Genomic DNA, 18,879 nt, shown 5'->3' with positions numbered 1-18,879 from the left:
GCGTCGCGGGCCAGCGCTGTTCGCATGCGACGGATAGGCGATGACGCAATGCTTGCTTGCGTCAGGTTCGTGCCGGCTCAAGCGGGCGCCATTCGCGCACGTGTTCGCTGCGTCGCGGACGCGCCGTTTTTTGCCCGGGTGTTTTCGGCGTGCCGACAAAGAGGAAGCCGAGCAGCCGCTCGTTCGGCGCAAAGCCCAGTGCGTCATGCAGACGCGTTTCGTAGCTGTCCGCTCCCGTGGACCAGAAGCCGCCATAACCGAGCGCATGGATCGCGTTCAGCATGTTCATCGTGGCCGCGCCGACTGCCAGCAATTGCTCGCTCTCGGGCACCTTCGGATGAGCCGAGAGCGCCACGCCGAGCGCGATCACCAGCGGCGCCGCGTAGGCCTTTTGCCGCCGATGCGCATGCACTGAGCGCGGCTCGCCGGGCGAGCGGGCGCAGGCGAGGTCGACCAGTACGTCGCCGAACTGGCCGCGCGCGTCGCCTCGTATCGTGACGAAGCGCCACGGCCGCAGATTTCCGTGGTTGGGCGCGCGCAATGCGGTGTCGAAGATCAGATCGAGCTCGGCGTCGGCCGGACCCGGCTCGACGAGCGGCCAGTGAGACTGGCGCGACAGCAGCACTTCAAGCACCGCTTTCGTGTTCGATGTGGCGGCGGTCTCAGGTGGCGTGGCGACTTCAGTTTTGGATTCGGGACAACAGGCGTCTGGCGTGATCATGATTTCGTCCGGCGGGTAGCACGGGCTCCATGATGATCGAATTCATTGTTTAATGCAAATGATTCTCATTTAGATGGTGGCGCGGTGCAGATCACTTGCCAAAGGCGGTTGCGCGGCGCCTGATTCAGCGCAGCGGCGGGATGTGTCACACCTGCACGGACGGGATGCTCTTCATACAGCGCAGCGCGAACATCGAGCGGCTGTGGCGGATGCCGGCGATCTTGTAGAGCTTCTCGCGCAAAAACCGCTCGTAACCGGCAGTGCCGTCGACGGCCACCTTGACCAGATAGTCGTAGTCTCCCGACACAAGATAGGCCTCCAGCACCTCGGTCAGCGTCGCCAGTTCGGCGCCGAAGCGGGCGAGGGCATCGTCATCGTGACGGTCGAGCGTGACTTCGAGCAGCACCACGTCCGCGAAACCGAGCTTCTGCTGATCGAGCAGCGCGACATAGCCGCGAATGTACCCCTCGGTTTCCAATTGACGCGTGCGGTTCCAGCATGCGGTGGTCGACATGCCGACCAACTCGGCAAGCTCGGCGTTGCTCAGGCGCGCGTTTTTCTGCAATTCGCGCATGATCTTCCGATCCTGGTTGTCTAGTGGACGATTTCGGGTGGTCATGACATTCACGGAAGCTTGTTCGTTGAAATGCCATTCTAAAGGAAGATCATCCTGCAATTGGCCTTCCGGTCTATTGCTTTAAGAAGCCTATCCAGCATGGGACTGGGTATATTTTGAAGGTGCTTTCATGCCCGGGACAACCGTCCGGGCCGCCGGTGTCGAGCCCGCGGCCTTGTGCGGCCACAAGCTGCCATCCGGTGTCTCGCTGCCTTCACAGGAAGGCGGCCCGCGCGGGCGATTTCCGGCGTAACCCGCGTCGGAAGACGCGCTCGCCGGGCATGGACGCATTTTCATAGCCGAATGCTTGCCAGCACGACCGTCCGCACACCGTCTTCATCGACATTCGCTCGCGGCGACGGCGCGCATTGGCGAAGCCGCAACCCAGCCCGCCGATGTCGATTCAGCTGTACGTTTCATTTCTTCTCGCCTCCCTTGTACCTGTCTATTCCCCTGGCCCCGTCAACGTACTGACGATGAGCCAGGCGCTCAGCGCTGGCTGGCGAGCCGCCTTGCCCTGTGTTTGGGGCGGGACCTGCGCCGTGCTGTTGCAATTGGGTTTCACGGCGCGGTGTTTGAACTCATTGCTGCTGATCGACGATCGCGCGCTGGTTGCGCGCGGTGCTGCAACGGCCGAAACGGCTGCGGGCGGTCAATCGTTTGATGGGCAGCTTGCTGGTCGGCATGGGTGCGTGGATGGAGGCGGTTCGCTGATTGAGTGACCTGCGTTAGCTGCTTACGTGGCCCGCCCCCTGCATGCAGAGGACGCTCAGGTTGTTTGCGTGGGCGTTTTGGCCGCGCTTTGTACGACGACATTGCGATAGACGTCCCGGCAGAATTGCATGCTGCTGTCGTGTGTGCCGCTGACGGCAGCCGTTATTTGCGCGGCCTGCTCGTCGGACGGCGGCATTGATGGATTGATCAATGCGGCGTCGATTGCGAGCGGATCAGTGGCTGATGCGCGCATGATGCCGATGCCCTTGATCGTTACCGAGAGACAAGGGTCCGGCACTTGTGGACCGTGCGCGGCGGCGACATTGAAATTGATGTTCAGTGTCCAGAAGCCTTCATGAATGCCCTGATGAATGATTACCGCCTTCACTATGTCCTGATGTGACAGCGTGTATTCGTTGCTTGCCATCGGTCCCTCCTTGCTCGTACGCGGCATGCGCGTGCGTTTACATATCTGGCTTTCGCGTGGAACTCTCAGTGTAGTTTTACGCGCCTATTTCTACAGTGCAAGGGAGTTTGCTCGCGCAATGAGGAAAAAGGGGCGCCTGTTGGGGGCGCCGCAGTGAAGTGTTTGCTTTGCCTACGGTGTTGGCTTTCCTTGTTTTGTTATTGGTTTATTAGCGTTCCCCCTGTGCTGTTTGCCTACTCGGCGCTTCTGGTTGTACGCCTGCGGCGGTGGCTCTTTCGTTTCTTATTGGTTTATTAGCGTTCCCCCTGTGCGGGGGAGCACCTACTTTTCTTTGCCTGCCGCAAAGAAAAGTAGGCAAAAGAAAGCGGCTTTACACCGCCAGCGCTTAAGCGGGTCCCCTGGCTTGGAGGAGGTAGTGGAGCATCTGGAATCGGTGTTTTCGCACACTCCGCGTTGGTGACAAGGCCGTCATATTTCCGGCGGCGCTGCGCGCGCCGTAGCGGTACTTCACAAAACCGTTGGGTGCTTTTGGCGCCTGCGGTTGTTCACGCGTAACGGCTTGCCTTTGCCGCGCTAGCGCAACTCGCGGCTGTGTTTCATTCGGCGAGTGGCCCGCACTTCCACAACTCAGCGCCTCGCCGAGGCGAAGCCGATGGCCCCGACCGCGCTCAAACGAAGCCACTAGTTTCCCTTGCGGACCCGTCCGCGACGCACGAGTGCGGAGTGGACAGAACGATGCCGGATGCGCATATCCGCTGTTGGTGTTGAGAAGTAGCCTTCGGCGCGCACAGCACCGCCGGACGCGTCAAGCGAAACGTTGACGCGAAAACGGAGGGTGGTTTTATGAAGTACCGCATCGGCGCGCGCAGCGCCGCCGGAAGAATGACGGCCTTGTCACCAGCGCGGAGTGTGCGGGAACACCGATTCCAGATGCTCCACTGCCTCCTCCAAGCCAGGGGACCCGCTTAAGAGCTGGCGGTGTAAAGCCGCTTTCTTTTGCCTACTTTTCTTTGCGGCAGGCAAAGAAAAGTAGGTGCCCCCCGCACAGGGGGAACGCTAATAAACCAATAAGAAGAGAAAAAGCCACCACCGCAGGCGTACAACCAGAAGCGCCGAGTAGGCAAACAGCAACGGCGTCCTGGCCTAAAGCGCGTTACTTCTCGGCGGCAACGCGTCCGCTTCCGCCTGCGCGCCCGCCAGCAGGTCACCTTCCGGATAAGTGATCCTCACGGGCGGCACGAACCACGCGAGGCACAGACCGATCAGCGCGGCCGCGCCCGCCACCAGAATGCCGATATGAATCGACTGCACCAGCGCGTCGCGCGCGGAATTCATCATCGCGTCGCCGGCATGGCCGGCACTCACCAGACGATTGATCAACGCCGCCTGTTCCGCGCGGTCCACCAGCAACTCGGGGCTCGCGAACGATTTGAACCACTGCGTCGCCTGATACGAATCCAGTGATCGATGCACGCCGCGCGTGTACAGATGTCCGAGCAACGCCCCCGTCATCACCGTGCCGAGCATGCCGCCGAACGTGCGCAGCGATTGCAGCAGTGCCGTGGCGGCGCCGAGATGGTCGCGCACGACGATTTGTTGTGAACAGATCGTCAGGCTAGTCGCCACCAGACCGAGTCCGAGTCCGCTAATACCCATGCACGACATCCAGATCAGATGCGGCTCGTTGCCCCTGAGTGCGACCACGCTCAGACACGCGAGCGCGGATAGCGCAAAGCCGGCATACATGATTGCATTCGCGCGGCGGATTCGTGTGACGATACGATTGTTCACGACGCTGCCGATGGTCGTGCCGAGCAGCAACGGCGTGATCAGCATGCCCGAATCGTGCGCGGACATGGCATAGCCGCCCTGAAACAGCAGCGGCACATAAAACACCAGTGAAAACAGTGCAAAACCGCCGAGCACAGACATCGCCAGGAGCGGGGAGAGCTTGCGATCCATCAGGATGTCCACTGGAATGATCGGGTAGCCGATGCGTCGCTCCCATAACCAGAGCGTCAGCCCGCAGAGCGCCGCCACGATGCTCAACACGACAGTTATCGTGCTGACGCCTTGCCTTGGAAATAACTCGATCAGCAATTGCAGCGAACCGAACGTGACGGCGAGTACGCATGCGCCGAGCCAGTCGAGCCGCACCGGGCCGCTACGCCGCAAGTGACGCAGCGGCGGCAGAAAGCGCTGCACGAACAGCAGCGACACCAGACCGACCGGCACGTTGACGAAGAACACCAGCCGCCAGCCGCTGTATTGCGTCAGCATGCCGCCGAGCGTCGGGCCGACCATATTGGCGATGCCGAACGCGGACGTCACGAACACCAGCCAGCGCAGCCGCAGCTTCGGATTGGGGAACAGATCGGCGACGGTGGCGAACACCGTGCCGATCAGAATGCCGCCGCCGATGCCTTGCACGCCGCGCGCAATCACGAGGAACAGCATGCTCGTGGCGACCCCGCACAGTACGGACGCACAGGTGAACAGCACAATGGCGGCAATCAGAAACGGCTTGCGGCCGAACAGATCGCCGAGGCGGCCGAAGATCGGAATCGTGATCACCGACGCGAGCATGTACGACGTCGCGACCCACGCGTACAGGTCGAAGCCCTTCAGATCGGCGACGATGCGCGGCAGCGCGGTGCCGACGATGGTCTGGTCGAGCGCCACCAGCATCGCGACGAACGCGATGCCGAACATCGCCAGCAGCGATTCGCGAAACGGCAGCAGCTGTCCGCTGGGTAGCGGCGTAGCGTGATCCGGCGTCATGACGTGCTCCACGGCAAGTGAAGACGGACGTATTGGTGTGTTTATTTGCGTGCTGCCTGATCTGCGGCCAATACCGCACCCAGGTCTTCGTCGGTCATTGCCGGTGAGATGGTCATCGACAACAGATCACCCCATTCGAGCGCCATCGTCGCGAGCGGGCGTGTATCGTCCGCTTCGACGATCGCGACGCCCTGCAAGCCGCCGGTCGCGTGCCAGCGCCCGAGCAATTTGACGCCTTCCGGTGGCTTGCCGCCGGTTTTCATGAAGCGCTCAATCACGGACAGTTCCGCCGACGGCAGGCCATTCCATTGCACGATGAATTTCATTGCGGATCTCCAATCTGAATTGGCGATGCCGGCTCGTGGTGGGCTGCCATCGTCGCAAGCGTTGCGCGGCGCTTATGTAAGACGCGTGTTGCGACACTTCTGCGCCAGCACGCCGCAGGAAGAACAGCATGCGCTGTTCGCGAGCGTCATAAAACCACGTGGCGTCTTAACCATCATAGTTGACGGGGCGGCGGCTATCGTCGCCGCACGCGGACATTCAATAGGCCTATTAAACAATGACCCCTCCGCGAAAAAAGCGTGGAGGGGTCGTTTGTTTCCAATTACGGGCGTCTCGCGCGTCCTACAGGAAGGATCCTTTAATACGGCCTTCGAAAATGGCGTGGTGGATGTCCCGGTCGTCGACGTGGCCTTGGGCGCCATTGTCGACCGTGACGACGACGGAGCGGCCGCCGCGCAGATGCTTCATCTGGTACGGAACAAACGCAAACGGCACGCGCATCGAGCGCGTGCCGTTCATGCGAACGTCCGGGCCGGCGTCTAGCCGCGCGACGGTTTGCGCGGCACAGCCGCGTCGGCGATTGCCTCGTGCGCCGCGGGAAAACCCGGTGGAAACTCGACGACGCGCGGTGAGCCTGGCGCCGGTTGCGCGGCAAAACTCGAGCGCGCACCGATGCGGGCTCCACCGACAATGGCAGCCATGGCCTGGCGGTCAAGTTCGACGCTGTCGGTGAGGTCCTTGATGACGAGCTTTGCCATGGCGGCTCCAGAGAAGAAGGCGAGTCGGTAGCCGGTTCGCTTCGAGGGTGCGATGATTCGGCGGCCGCCCGGATTGAGTCGTAAAAGTGTGCTGAGGTCTCCTCGCACCTATCAGTATAGGAAATCTGCTTGCGGTCCGCCCGTTGCATACCAACAATCAGTAGTAGGGAAGCCCCCGGTCGTTCGCTACTGCGCGGCGTCAAACGTTGACGTTGGCGATGCCGCCAAGGCCGGCCACCGACGGCAGGCCGGGCACGCTGCTGACGGTGCCGCCGACCGCCGCCTACATCGTGTGCCGGTCGAGCTCGCGGGTGCGGGACAGATCGCGAATCATGAGGGATGACATGGTGACTCTCCAAAGGTGCGCGGAAGACGGACGGGATCGGGGCGAAGCGCGTGTTCCGAAGATGGTGGCACCTGCCCAACAGGGCGCCGCATGCTGTTGGATATCTCGCGACATCGATATGGCGTGCCCGCAGCGGGGCAATCCTGGTTTGCGAAAGCGTGGGTCCGGGGCTAGTATCGAAGCGGCACATGTAACTGGTTACGACAGGTTTTTTATTAGCCCGACTGGCTCCGGTCGCATGCGACCCGGTCCAACGGCAGCGGCGGCGCTTCGCAAAAATGGCTAGCCTTGCGCATGTGATTCGCGACTTTCAGAGCGGCGAGCTGTCACACGACGAGTTCGTTGCTGAGCTCGACAGCACGTTGACGACCGAAGGGCTCGGTCCGACGCAGCTGCTGGAGGTGCTCGGCACGGCTCATCGCAAAACACCCCTGCCCGACGATCTGTACGCGGAAGTGCGGCGGCGGATCGAACAGTTGCGTGTCTCCAACGTGGCGGCGGGCGGCGAGGAAACCGGCCTGCAGACGTCGGTCGAGATTCCGTCCGAGTCTTCTGCGAGTTCCGCGAGCGCCTCGAGCTCATCGAACTCGGCAAGCGCGGCAGGTGGGATCAACCCCCCCGGGCACGACCAGATCAAAGGCACCGGCGACACGCTGAATAACCGCTTCGTTCTCGAGGAATGTCTGGGTGTCGGCGGGATGGGCACGGTGTACAAGGCGCTCGATCTGCGCAAGCTCGAAGCTTCGGATCGCAAGCCGTATCTCGCGATCAAGGTGCTCAACCTGCAGTTTCGCGGCAACCCGAACTCGCTCGTCGCGCTGCAACGCGAGGCGCGCAAGGCGCAGGTGCTGGCGCATCGCAACATCATCACGGTGTACGACTTCGACCGCGACGGGCCGATCGTCTACCTGACGATGGAGTATCTGACCGGCAAGCCGTTGAGCCAGTTGCTGCGCACGCCCGGCTACAAAGGCATGCCGGTGCGCGCCGCGCTGCCGATCGTGCGCGGCATGTGCAACGCGCTCGCCTACGCGCACGAGCGCGGCTTCGTGCATTGCGATTTCAAGCCCGCCAACGTGTTCCTGACGACCGGCGCGGAAGTGAAGGTGATCGATTTCGGCATCGCGCGCGTCTTCCAGCGGCCGGAGGAGGAGACCGACGCAACCGTCTTCGATCCCGGCAGCCTCGGCGCGTTGACGCCCGCGTACGCGAGCCCGGAAATGCTGGAACATCTCGAGCCGGACCCGCGCGACGATATCTACGCGCTCGGTTGCATCACCTACGAACTGTTGACCGGCCACCACCCCTTCGATCGACTGTCGGCGACGCAGGCGCGCAGTGCGGATTTCAAACCGCAGCGGCCCGCCAACCTCGACGCGAAACAGTGGCGCGCGTTGCGCGCGGCGCTTTCGTTCGATCGCAACACGCGCATGCCGAGCGTGGTGCGCTTCATCGCGGAGTTCGACAACGAAGCGCGCGCCGAGAAGTCGGGGATGTGGGTGAAGGTGGGCTTCGCGAGTTTGGCTGTGTTGTGCACGGCGGTTGTCGGCGTGTTTGCGTTCCGGTCGTCGCAGGATCGTCAGGGCGGGACGCCGGCGGTGACGGCGGCTTCGCAGACTTTAGCGGATCAAGCGGCTTCGGCGGCACCGCCTGTGTCCACGGCGACGGTGGCGAGTACGCCTGAGCCGCCTTCGACGGCCGGGCCGCCCCCCGCAGCGCCACCCGTCGCGCAACCCCCGCCCGCGCCCAAGTCGGCGCTTACGTTAGCCGCAGTGGCGCCGGTGCTGGCGCAGATTCCATGTTCGGTGCTGGCCGGTTCGGCACACGACCACTCATTGACGGTGCGCGGCTACGTCTCGCAACGCTACGGCGCCGCACGTCTGAAGGACACCTTGGCAGCACTGCCGGGCGTCGACACGCTCGCGCTCGACGTCGAGCCGCTCGCCGACGACAAATGCGACACGATCAAAGCGCTCGCTCCGTACTGGACCCGCAACTGGCAAGGCGGCCACGTCGCGGCGCTGCATGTGCGCCCGCCTGGCGGCCAGTTGAGCGAAGGCGATCCGCTCGTCGTCGACGTGACGACGCCCGCTTACGACTCGTACGTGAACCTCGACTACTACCAGCTCGACGGCAGCGTCGTGCATATGGTGCCGAGCCCGCGCGCGAAGGACAATCAGGCGCCGCCGCGCTACGCCGCGACGATCGGCAGCGCGGGCGACTGGATCATTTCGAAGCCGTTCGGATCGGAGATGGTGGTGTTGCTGATTACGCCGGCGCCGCTATTCGACAAGCCGCGGCCGGAGAGCGAAGCGCGTGCCGACTATCTGCGCGCACTCGACACGCGTCTTGCGCAAATCGCCGGCAAGTACGGTCAGGACCGCATCGTCGCCGATTTTGCGCAAATCACGACGAAGCCGCGCACGCCCTGATTCGCGCGCAAGATCATCCGCGGCACCTGAATCACTTGAGTTCCTTGACGACCCTGAAGCCGTCCTGCGACTGGCGCACGCTCGCGCTGTATTTGAAGCGCGTCGCGCTGAGCATGTAATTTGCGCCTTCGCGCCACGAGCCGCCACGAATCACGCGCATCTCGCAGCCTGGCGTGTCCCACGCGTGACCGTCGGTGGGTGCGCTCTGGTACGAGTTGTGCCAGCAATCGCCGACCCACTCCCAGACGCTGCCGTTCATGTCGTACAAGCCGAGCGGATTCGGCGCGAACGAGCCGACGCTCTCGGGTCCTTCCTTGTGCCAGGGCTCGCCGCAATCCTTGCAATTGGCGTTGCCCTTGCGCATCTGATCGCCCCACCAGTATTGCGTGGTGGTGCCGCCGCGGTCCGCGTATTCCCATTCTGCCTCGGTCGGCAAACGATACGTCTTGCCGGTCACCTTGCTGAGCCACCTCACGTATTGCTGCGCGTCGTCCCAGCTGAGGTCGCGTGCCGGCGCGTTTTTTACGGAATTGGATTCGGGTGTTAGCTTTTGACAGGCGTTGGCGTCGGCGCACGCGTTCCACTGCTCGACTGTCACCGCGTATTTGCCGATTGCAAACGGCGCGCCGATGGTCACATGGTGGACGGGCTTTTCGGAGGGATCGTCGGTGTTGCTGCCCATCGAGAACGAGCCCGCCGGCACGGCGATCACGATTGGACAGGTAGCGCAATCGCGGCTCTCGTTGGCGTTGGCTGGGCGTGCTGTGGTTTTTTGCGCGGCTGTTGGCGCGGTTATAGGCGCGCTCGAGGGTGCGGGAGTAGGCGCAACGGGTGTTGGCGCGGCCGTCGAGCGGGGGTGTTCCGGCGGCGCTGCACTGGCAGGCACGGCTGGCCGCGCGGCTTGCGGTGCCGCCGCGGGCGCGCTTGACGGCGCGGCGGCGCGCAACCGGTCGATGCGCGCATGGGCGAGCGCGGCAAAGCGGCCATTCGGATAGGCCTTCAGATAGGCTTCGTAGTCGCTCGGGTAGTTGCTGTCCTTGATCGAATTCCAGAAGGTGATTTCGTATTGCTCGCTGCTGTCCTTCGGCAAGATGCCGCGGCTGTGCAACGTGACAACCGGTTCGACGAGTGTGGCGGCCGTGAGTTGCGTGGCTGCGAAGCTGAACGAAGGCACGCTCAAACGAAAAGCCCTGGACAACGATGAAACCATCCACGGGCTTTGCTCACCGCCGGTGTCCTCGTGAACCTCTGCCGCGACGCGTTGAAACAAGCCGGCGAGATCCTGCGACGGGGCGTCGGCAAGGGCACGCAGCAATGCGCTCGTATAGACGCCGTGACGCACGCCGTCCGCCGCAAAGCCGCCTGGCGCGGTTGCGTAAGCGAGCAGCGTATTGCCGGGAAGCGCATACGCGTCGGGCGTTGCGTGAGCCGCGAACGGATTGTTCAGGCACGTATCGAGGATCACCAGATTCAACGGATCGGCGCGCGGCGCGCGCATCGCTTGCAACACGGCGCGCAAGTCGACGCCTTCGCCAATCAGCCGCGCCGGTGAGCGCATGTCGACGCCGGCCGGGATCAACAGCGTCTGCCCGCCGACTTGCATGCCATGTCCCGCGAAATAGAAGAGCCCGACACCGCCTGCTTGCAGACGTTGACGGAATTCGGCGATGGCCTGTTGCATCTGCGGCGGTGTCGCGTCGATGCGCATGATGACGTCGAAGCCGAGCGAGCGCAGTGGGTCACGCAACGCCTGGGCATCGCGTGGCGCGTTCTCACGAACCGGGTCTGTGTCGTTGCCATACGCGCCGTTGCCGATCACGAGCGCGATACGCCGAGGATGGTCTTTATCCGGCAGTTCGGCCGTCATAGCCGCGACGCCGGCCTCTGTGCCGTTACGCTGCGCCGCGGCATAGGCCCCGCCCCAATGCGCCTGAATTGCCCCGGCCATGCACACCAGCAGGAATATTCGCCACATATTCAAATCCTGTTTGTTCCGGACAGAACATAGGTATTCGACGACCGCGACGCCGACAGCGGCTGTTGACGCGCATCACACGGCGCATCGACGCCGCTGTCGGCCATTCATCGACAAGCTATGAACAACGATAGCACGCGATTTGCGGGTCACAACCGTCCGTGTGTTGTCTAAAGGTTAACGAGCGTGTCGTTTCTTTTTGGCAAGTTACGTCCTAAGCTAAATCACCAAGTAACGCAGCACGGCCTTTGCATGCCGCGGCCGTCCGACCACGCGTGCGCCCGCAAAACCAGCCGGAGCGCGCGGCCCGCGCCTCGTGCAACAAAAGGCGCCCGGGCCACTCTTTGGGAGAGTGGGCAATGCGAATAACCGTCACACTGGGCGTGCTCAACACACGGCATCGGGCGCTCGCGCGGTCTTCCGTTCTCCGCACGGCGCTTTGCACCGCGCTTTTCACCATGCTCGGCATCGCGTCGCTGTCCGGATCCGCGCTCGCCGAGCAAACCGCTTCCGCGCCGGGCGCCGAGGAGTACATCATCTGGCCGCCGGACGGCGCGGTGATTCACGGCGGCAAGCTGTGGGTGCGCATGGGGCTGCGCAACATGGGCGTGTGTCCGAAGGGCGTCGTTTTTCCCAACACCGGGCATCATCATCTGCTGATCGACACCGACCTGCCGCCGCTCGATCAGGAAATTCCGTCGGACCGCAATCACTTGCACTTCGGTGCCGGCGAGACGGATGCGCGCGTCGAGTTGCCGCCGGGTAAGCACACGCTGCAGCTCCTTCTCGGCGACCACAACCACGTGCCGCACGTGCCGCCCGTGTATTCGAAGAAGATCACCATCAACGTGCAATAAGATTCGCGCGACCCGTTCGTTCAACGCGGGTCCGTCAGGACGGAGAGCCTTTCATGTACAGGAACATCGCGATCGCGGCGCTTGTGACACTGGCTGCACTGGCCTCGCCGAACCTCGTCCTGGGCGGCACGACGCCCGCGCCGGCCGGCGCGCATGCGTATATCGGGTATCCGAACGACGGTCAGATGGTGCCCGCGAACAAGCCTTTTCGCGTGTGGTTCGGCTTGCGCTTCATGGGTGTGGCGCCCAAAGGCGTCAAGTATCCGAACACCGGGCACCACCACCTTCTGATCGACACCGACCTGCCGCCGATGGACCAGGAAATTCCATCCGACCGCAACCATCTGCATTTCGGCGCGGGCGAAACGGAAACAATGATTCAACTGCCGCCAGGCAAGCACACCTTGCAGTTGCTGATGGGCGACTCCATGCATATTCCGCACAATCCCCCGGTCTACTCGAAGAAGATCACGGTCATCGCGCGGTGACGCCGCGCGGCGTGCCGTTCACAGTGTCTCGGTCCGGCCAACACGACCGCGCGTGTTGTTGGCTGCGATCCACCATCTGCCGCTCGGCGCCTTGCCGCCGCCTCGATGCCTTTAGCGGGGCCGTATCCCGCCAGCCCTTTATCTACGGTCTTTCTGCGATTTTCTTAGGATCGGAAATCAAAACTGGCACAGCCCATGCGTTAGTGACGTTCGAGCAGACAAGTTGTTCGAACCCAACCGCAAGACTGTGCTGTTTCCCTTCCAGGAGATCTACCATGAACACGCTGATGATCAAAGACCTGTCCATCACCGAACAACTCGACAGCAAGGTCATGAGTGCCGTGCGCGGTGGTTTCGGCTACTACTATCCGCCGTCGTTGTACTTCAGCTTCGCGCCGGTGTACGCACCGGACAACAGCAAGCGGGTCGACGCCACCCAGCTGATCAGCACGACGATGAACATTCAGAGCGCGAACGGCAACAACGCTGCGTTCGATGCCGGCACCACCACCACGATCAACCCGCATGTGAGCGCCAGCAACAACCTCTACGTCGCCTGAACGGCGCAGGCCGCCGCGGAGGCTAACCGGCTTCCGCGGGACGCGCAACAGCGGTTCGTCAAAAAAATTCGCCTTCAATCGTTCTTTTCACACGACCCCCCGCGTCACCGTACGATCCCCGCGCCGACTTTCTTGCACCGCTTCGATGGTGAAGCCGGGCAGGACATGCTTTACTTGAAGAGCGCGTTCTCCTCGTGCAGCGCAGCCGGCGTCATCGGAGAAAATCGTGTCAGCGTTGCTTGATTCATCGGTCCGTCAGCGCTTTTGCAATTCATCGGCGCAGTGCGGCGCGGCATGTCAGCCGCCGCGTGCGAAGCGCGTTGCCGCAGCGATACGAGGACTCGGCGCAGCGGTTTCGTGCGCACTGCTGCTGTGCGCGTGTATCGATGTCAGCATGCCCAGCTACAAGCGGCCCGATACACCGGCCAAGGCGTCATGGTCGGATCAGAAGGGCTCGCCGGTGTTGGCGGCCGCGACCATCGAACCCGACTGGTGGAAAGGCTTCCACGATCCGTATCTGGACACGCTGATCGCGAAAGCGATTGCGGGCAATTTCGACATCAAGGTGCTGGCCGCGCGCATCGACGTCGCCGGCACGCAGATCGGCGAGGCGAAAGCCGGCGCATTGCCGACCATGGATCTCGGCGCAGGCGCCGATTTCGAAAAGACCACACGCCAGACTTTCTCCAAACAGTACAACCTCGCCACCCAGGTGAACTGGGACATCGACATCTGGGGCAAAGTGGAGAAGGGCGTGCAGGCGCAAAAGGCCGAGTTCCATGCGACCGAGGCGGACTGGCGCGCCGGCTATCTGGAACTGGTCTCGAACGTATCGAGCACCTATTTCCAGATTCTTCAATTCGACGACCAGATCGACCAGCAGCAGAAAACGCTCGTCACGAACAAGCAGATTCTCACGATCTACGACGGCCAGAGCCGCAACGGTCTCATACCGCAGACCCAGGTGTTGCGTCAGCAAGCCGAGATCAACCGCCTGACGAACCAGTTGCTCGAACTGCGCCGCTCGCGCGATCTCGCGAACAACGCGCTATGCACGCTGGTCGGCGTGCCGGCGGGCGAATTCCAGCTGCCCAAAGGGCATTTGCAGCAACGCGTGCAACTGCCATCCGTGCCGGACGGTCTGCCGGCGCAACTGCTCGCGCGGCGCCCCGACGTGGTGGCCGCCGAATTCAGAGTGCTGGAATCCTACGATCTCGTCGGCCAGGCCAAGCTCGCGCAACTGCCGACCATCAGTCTGACCGGTCACGGCGGCACCGCCAGTTTCGCGCTGACCGACCTGCTGAAATCGTTCACGTTCGGTTTCATGCCGAGCATCAACATTCCGCTGCTCGATCCCGGCGTGCGAGCCCATGTGAAGGTCACGCAAGCGCAATCGACGGTGGCCGAACAGCAGTATCGCGTCGCCGTGATAGGCGCGTTCGAGGAAGTGGAGAACGCGCTGGTCAATCTGAATTCGCACAAGGAGCAGCGCGTGCAATTGCAGCAGCAGGTGTCGCGCCTGCAAATCGTCGCCGACCAGATTCAGGCGCAACTGCGCCTCGGTGTGGTGTCGCAGCTCGAAGTTTTCGAAACCGAACGGACGCTTCTTGAAGCGCAGCAGGCGCTGCTCGCCAACCATCAGTTGATTCTGTCCGACACGGTGCTGCTCTATAAAGCGTTGGGCGGCGGCTGGCCGAGCGTCGACGTGCAAGCGCAAGCAAAGGACAAATAAAGCGCAAGTAAATGAACACTGAGCTAATCCGCGGCGTGGCGTGCAGCGTGGGGAATTCAGGCTGCATGTCGCGCGTTTATTGCCTCTACTACCGACGATCTGAAAATTGACACTGGCCATGTGTGACTTAAAATCGTTAAAGGGCCGACGTTTGCGCGGCTCGTTCGAACAACATCTAGCCGCCGTCGTCAGTTTCCTCCATGTGCATTGCGTTCTCGCCGCGGCGGGTAAACGCTTAGTGATCCAGACAAAATGAACGCCGGCGAAGCTCCGATTGCCGAGGTGCGCACGACACCGGACGCCGCGTTCGACGTGGTGCTGTCACCGGTCGTGTCCGCGCAGCGTCCTGCGCTCGACGCGATCCGGATCGTCGACAACCTGTTCGCAATCGGGCGTAGCGAGGCGCCGTTTACCGATTACCCGGCCGAGCGGATCACGCGTCTGTCGCGCCGGCATGCACGGATTTTCACGGAGCACGGCGCCGTCTATGTCGCCGACCTCGGCAGTAAGAACGGCACCACGGTGAACAGCGTCGCGGTGCAAAAGACCCCCGCCCGCGTGCGTGCCGGCGACGAATTGTGCTTCGGCGGCGAGCTTTGCTACCGCGTCGGCATCGAACCGCGCGCGCGTATCGTGGCCGCCGCCAGCGCCGCGCCGGCGCGTGGCTTACTGCTGGTGCCGCAGCGCGACGATCTCGGACTTCAGCCGATCGACGTGCAGGCGTTCCCGTTTCTCGTCAGCAAAGCGGACGAAATCTTCTCGCGCTACAAGGATCGCTATCCGCATCAGGTCAACTACATCTCGCGGCGTCACGCGCACATCTTTCTGAAGGGCGGCGAGCTATATGTCGAGGATCTCGGCAGCACCAACGGTACATTCGTCGGTGGAAAGCGGCTCGACGAATCGGCGCTGCCGCTTGCCGACGGCGACCTCGTTGCATTTGGCGGCGACCACTTCGTCTACAGGGTGACGTTGAAAAAACCCCCTGAATCCGAGCCGACCGTGACCCAGCTCTATCTGAATCCCGCCATTGACGAGGCTGCCGATACCGACAAGACCACGTTCGTTGCCGCCGCGCATTCGTTCCTCGATATCTTTTGCGTCGACTCGGGGCTACAACGCGAAGACGAGGTCAACGAGGCGGCGCAAGCCGCGTCGGCGCATGCGAAACGCGACACGGCCACCGGCGGGGCGAACGGCGCCAGCGGTATCCATGGGTCGAACGGCGCCAGCCACGCTGGCGCCGCCAAGGGCAGGCAGCCGCGTTGGCGTCTGCTGGCGGCCGAACTCGGCAAGGCCTTCGCGGGCGGCGACCGCACGACGGTGCGGCGGGTGGCATGGTGGGGCGGCGCGGGTGCCGCCGTGCTGGTGGCCCTGGCGCTGACACTCTACATGCGGGGTTCCTCGGAGCGCGAATTGAAAAACCTGCTGGCAAGCGGCGACTACACGAGTGCGATCGCGGTGGCGAACGGCTATCTGACCAGCCATCCCGACGATACGCAGGTCAGGGCGCTGGCGAGCGAAGCGCTACTGAAGGCGAAGGTCCCCGGCTGGCTGAATGCGCTGCAAAAGGCGCAATTCGGGCAGGCGGACACGCTGCTCGCGGAGATGAAATCGTTGAGCGCGAACAACGCGGACGCCGCGTCGCTGGTCGGCGAATTGCAATGGGTCGGCGATCTGGAGCGCTTCGTGGTCGGACGGGGCGGCGTGGACGCGCCGATCCGGATGTACGCGGACGAGGCCACTATCCACGGCTTGCTGCAACGCTGGGACGACGACGCAAAAAATCACCAGCGCGCGCTGGACCGCATCGCGTCATACGTGCCCCTGTTCGCGGAGCCGTATGCGCAGGCGCTGAGTCATTTGCGCAAACTGGAAAGCGACGACTCGGTGTACCTCGCCGCCATCGACCGGCTCAACGCGACGATTCGCACCGAACTGGCGCGCGACAAACCCGACGCACTACCGCCGGTGTTCGACGATTACGCGCAGCGTTATCCGCGTCTCGCGGGCCTCGACCGGCTGCGCGAAGATTTGCGCCAGTACGCGAATGTGCTGAACGCCGCGCTCGGCCGCCAGCTGACGCCGCTGCTGGCTTTGCTGAAGACGGTGCATTTCAGCACGCCGCCGTTCCAGGCGCAGTTCCAGCAACTGGCCGCGAGCCGCCTGCCTTCGGTGGACGTGATCCAGCGCCACGACGCCGTGACCGCGGCATGGCTGCGTGGCGACGCTCAGCAGGCCCTGGCCGGTTTGCAGGCGATGCCCGCCGGGCCGTGGTCAGACGTGCTCGCAGCGGAGCAGGCGCACAAGAAAGCGCTGCTCGATCAATTCGCCGACTTGCAGAAAACCCGTGGTGGCAAGGATTACGACGAACGGCTGCTGTCGTTCTACGCCAGCCTCGATCCGGCGGTGGATGCGTGGTTCGTGCAATCGATCCAGAAGGATGTGTCGGCTTTGCACGACAAGGCGCTGGCCCGTGCGCAGGATTTGCTGCTGCGTGCGCAGGGTCTCTGGAAGCAATACCGCGCCAATGGGTCGATCGGCGGCACGCAACGGCTCGAAGCGGGGATTTCGGCCGGTTTCCGCAGCGAGGCGCGGTTGTTGTCGGATGCGCAGGCTGCCGCGCAACAGGGCATGCGCATCTATACGCAGTTGAAGGCGGATCATCCAGCCGACTTCGACCGTCTGCTCACGGATATCGAAGCCGAAGCGAATTTGCAGCGCCGCTCGTTGACCGAGCTGCGCATGGTGCTGGACCCCGCGCTGTTGAAGGCGAAGCTGGCGTTGATCGGAGGCGAGCAGAGTGAAGCGCGACAGTCACCCTAGACCGTTGTCGGAGGCGCTGGAGGACCACAGCGTCGAAGGCATCGCGATCCTGACCGCCGAACCGGTGCGGCTCGCACGCGCGCTAATCTGGGCGATGGTCGGGCTGGTGGTGGCCGGCCTGCTGTGGTCGTTCGTCGGCCGCGCGGATGTGATCGTCAGCGCGCAAGGGACTTTGTCGCCGGACTCGGAAGTGCGCCGCATCTATGCGCCGATCGACGGCGAGCTTGCCGATCTGTACATCGCCGAAGGGCAGCCGGTGCAGAAGGGCGACGTGCTGGCGCGGCTTAACGCACGCGGCGCGATCGAAGCGGCCAGCAATGCGCTGCAAGCGCAGCTCAAACTCGAAGACGCCGAGCGTGACTGGAAGCAATTCCCCGAGAAGAAGGCGCTGATGGAGCGCAAGGCCGCCGCGCTGAAGGCCCAGATGGAAGTGGAAGCGCGTCAGCATGAAAACCGTGTATCCGAAGGCACGACCAAGCTCGCCGAAGGGCAGAAAGCCGAACTCGACCAGGCGCGCAGCGTGCTCGAGAACGCCCGCCGCACGCGCGAGGCGGCGCGCCAGGAACTGGACAGATACTCGCGCCTGTTCGCGCAGCCGGGCGGCGGCGGCATCGCCGAGCTTCAGGTGGAGCAGAAACGCACTGCCGCGATGGAAGCGGACAACGCCTACCGCGTCGCGCAATCGAAACTCGCGGAACTGGATTTCCGCTTGAGCCACGAATATGCGCTGGCCAACGCGCAACTCGAAACCAGCGGCCAGCAGACCACCGACCTGCAACTCCAGTACGACGCCGCGGTGCGCGATATCACCGACGCGGAAGACAAGGTGCGTCTGCAATTACAAACCGCGCGCCTCGTGGCCGAAGCCGCCGCGCGGATTCGTTTCGAGAACATCGACAAAGACAATTTTCTGCTGATCCTCGCGCCGGTCTCAGGCGTTGTTACCGATGTCACCTCGACACAACGCGGCGACAAGATCCAGGCGAACGCGCCGCTCGGCGGCATCGCGCCGAAGGATGCACAGCCCGTGCTGAAGATCGAGATCGCCGAACACGATCGTGCGTTTCTGCATGAGGGTTTGCCGGTGAAGCTGAAATTCAGCGCGTTCCCCTACCAGCGTTATGGACTGATCAAAGGCACGCTTGCCTATATTTCGCCGGCGACCAAACCTTCAGCGCAGGACAAGCAGCCGGTGTACGAAGGCCGCGTCACGCTGGAAGACAAGTCCTACCAGATTGCCGGCACCCGCTACCCGTTGCGCTACGGCATGACCGCGAGCGCGGAGATCGTGGTGCGCGAGCGGCGCCTGATCGACCTCGGTCTGGATCCGTTCAGGCAGGTTGCCGGCTGATAGCGCAGAT

At 63.0% G+C, this 18,879-nt stretch carries 15 protein-coding genes and 2 pseudogenes; 8 read left to right on the top strand and 9 right to left on the bottom strand.

All coding sequences use genetic code 11. From position 1 onward, the window contains the following. Positions 1–61: 61 nt before the first annotated feature. Positions 62–721 carry a nitroreductase family protein gene (locus AC3WOG_RS33710; protein WP_492582051.1) on the bottom strand — a complete coding sequence of 220 codons (660 nt, stop codon included), beginning with the start codon at positions 719–721 and terminating at the stop codon, positions 62–64. A 145-nt stretch (positions 722–866) separates the two neighbouring features. Further along, the gene (locus AC3WOG_RS33705) at positions 867–1,340 is read right to left on the bottom strand and encodes an Lrp/AsnC family transcriptional regulator (RefSeq protein ID WP_492582544.1); all 474 of its coding nucleotides are present in this window, start codon (positions 1,338–1,340) and stop codon (positions 867–869) included. Positions 1,341–1,732: 392 nt separating this feature from the next. On the opposite strand from AC3WOG_RS33705, the pseudogene AC3WOG_RS33700 reads away from it, so the two are divergent. Continuing rightward, positions 1,733–1,972, top strand: a pseudogene (locus AC3WOG_RS33700) (LysE family translocator); the annotation flags it as partial. 134 nt (positions 1,973–2,106) lie between these two features. Here the strand turns inward: AC3WOG_RS33700 and AC3WOG_RS33695 are convergent. The 5 genes from AC3WOG_RS33695 to AC3WOG_RS33675 all read right to left on the bottom strand — a co-directional run bounded on the left by AC3WOG_RS33695 (position 2,107) and on the right by AC3WOG_RS33675 (position 6,302). Then, positions 2,107–2,478 carry a hypothetical protein gene (locus AC3WOG_RS33695; protein ID WP_492582050.1) on the bottom strand — a complete coding sequence of 124 codons (372 nt, stop codon included), beginning with the start codon at positions 2,476–2,478 and terminating at the stop codon, positions 2,107–2,109. Positions 2,479–3,621: 1,143 nt separating this feature from the next. Next, the gene (locus AC3WOG_RS33690) at positions 3,622–5,259 is read right to left on the bottom strand and encodes an MFS transporter (RefSeq protein ID WP_492582049.1); all 1,638 of its coding nucleotides are present in this window, start codon (positions 5,257–5,259) and stop codon (positions 3,622–3,624) included. Between the two features lie 41 nt (positions 5,260–5,300). After that, entirely contained in the window at positions 5,301–5,585 is a 285-nt protein-coding gene (locus AC3WOG_RS33685) for a DUF3303 domain-containing protein (RefSeq protein ID WP_492582048.1), read from the bottom strand. Positions 5,586–5,886: 301 nt separating this feature from the next. Next, the gene (locus AC3WOG_RS33680; protein WP_492582047.1) at positions 5,887–6,063 is read right to left on the bottom strand and encodes a hypothetical protein; all 177 of its coding nucleotides are present in this window, start codon (positions 6,061–6,063) and stop codon (positions 5,887–5,889) included. 20 nt (positions 6,064–6,083) lie between these two features. Then, positions 6,084–6,302, bottom strand: a complete 219-nt coding sequence (locus tag AC3WOG_RS33675; protein ID WP_492582046.1) for a hypothetical protein — start codon at positions 6,300–6,302, stop codon at positions 6,084–6,086. A 624-nt stretch (positions 6,303–6,926) separates the two neighbouring features. Here AC3WOG_RS33675 and AC3WOG_RS33670 point away from each other — a divergent pair. Further along, entirely contained in the window at positions 6,927–9,080 is a 2,154-nt protein-coding gene (locus tag AC3WOG_RS33670; protein ID WP_492582045.1) for a serine/threonine protein kinase, read from the top strand. A gap of 31 nt (positions 9,081–9,111) precedes the next feature. Here the strand turns inward: AC3WOG_RS33670 and AC3WOG_RS33665 are convergent, their stop codons facing one another. Both AC3WOG_RS33665 and AC3WOG_RS33660 read right to left on the bottom strand, forming a co-directional pair. Further along, positions 9,112–10,290 (bottom strand): formylglycine-generating enzyme family protein, encoded by a 1,179-nt coding sequence (locus AC3WOG_RS33665; protein WP_492582543.1) that lies wholly within the window; start codon positions 10,288–10,290, stop codon positions 9,112–9,114. A 33-nt stretch (positions 10,291–10,323) separates the two neighbouring features. After that, a pseudogene (locus AC3WOG_RS33660) lies at positions 10,324–10,947 on the bottom strand (caspase family protein); the annotation flags it as partial. A gap of 566 nt (positions 10,948–11,513) precedes the next feature. Here AC3WOG_RS33660 and AC3WOG_RS33655 point away from each other — a divergent pair. From AC3WOG_RS33655 to AC3WOG_RS33630, 6 genes are all read left to right on the top strand, one after another. Further along, the gene (locus AC3WOG_RS33655) at positions 11,514–11,912 is read left to right on the top strand and encodes a DUF4399 domain-containing protein (RefSeq protein ID WP_492582542.1); all 399 of its coding nucleotides are present in this window, start codon (positions 11,514–11,516) and stop codon (positions 11,910–11,912) included. Between the two features lie 53 nt (positions 11,913–11,965). Then, entirely contained in the window at positions 11,966–12,400 is a 435-nt protein-coding gene (locus tag AC3WOG_RS33650; protein WP_492582044.1) for a DUF4399 domain-containing protein, read from the top strand. A 275-nt stretch (positions 12,401–12,675) separates the two neighbouring features. Continuing rightward, positions 12,676–12,960 carry a hypothetical protein gene (locus AC3WOG_RS33645; protein ID WP_492582043.1) on the top strand — a complete coding sequence of 95 codons (285 nt, stop codon included), beginning with the start codon at positions 12,676–12,678 and terminating at the stop codon, positions 12,958–12,960. Positions 12,961–13,291: 331 nt separating this feature from the next. Beyond that, entirely contained in the window at positions 13,292–14,692 is a 1,401-nt protein-coding gene (locus AC3WOG_RS33640; RefSeq protein ID WP_492582541.1) for an efflux transporter outer membrane subunit, read from the top strand. A gap of 252 nt (positions 14,693–14,944) precedes the next feature. Next, the gene (locus AC3WOG_RS33635) at positions 14,945–17,518 is read left to right on the top strand and encodes an FHA domain-containing protein (protein ID WP_492582042.1); all 2,574 of its coding nucleotides are present in this window, start codon (positions 14,945–14,947) and stop codon (positions 17,516–17,518) included. Further along, positions 17,496–18,869 (top strand): beta-barrel domain-containing protein, encoded by a 1,374-nt coding sequence (locus AC3WOG_RS33630; RefSeq protein ID WP_492582041.1) that lies wholly within the window; start codon positions 17,496–17,498, stop codon positions 18,867–18,869. The genes AC3WOG_RS33635 and AC3WOG_RS33630 overlap by 23 nt, the downstream gene beginning before the upstream one ends. Positions 18,870–18,879 lie beyond the last annotated feature (10 nt).

This window comes from Paraburkholderia sp. FW306-02-B (assembly GCF_058782725.1).
Note: the sequence above shows the minus strand (reverse complement) of the source record. Positions and strands in the feature narration are given on the sequence as shown.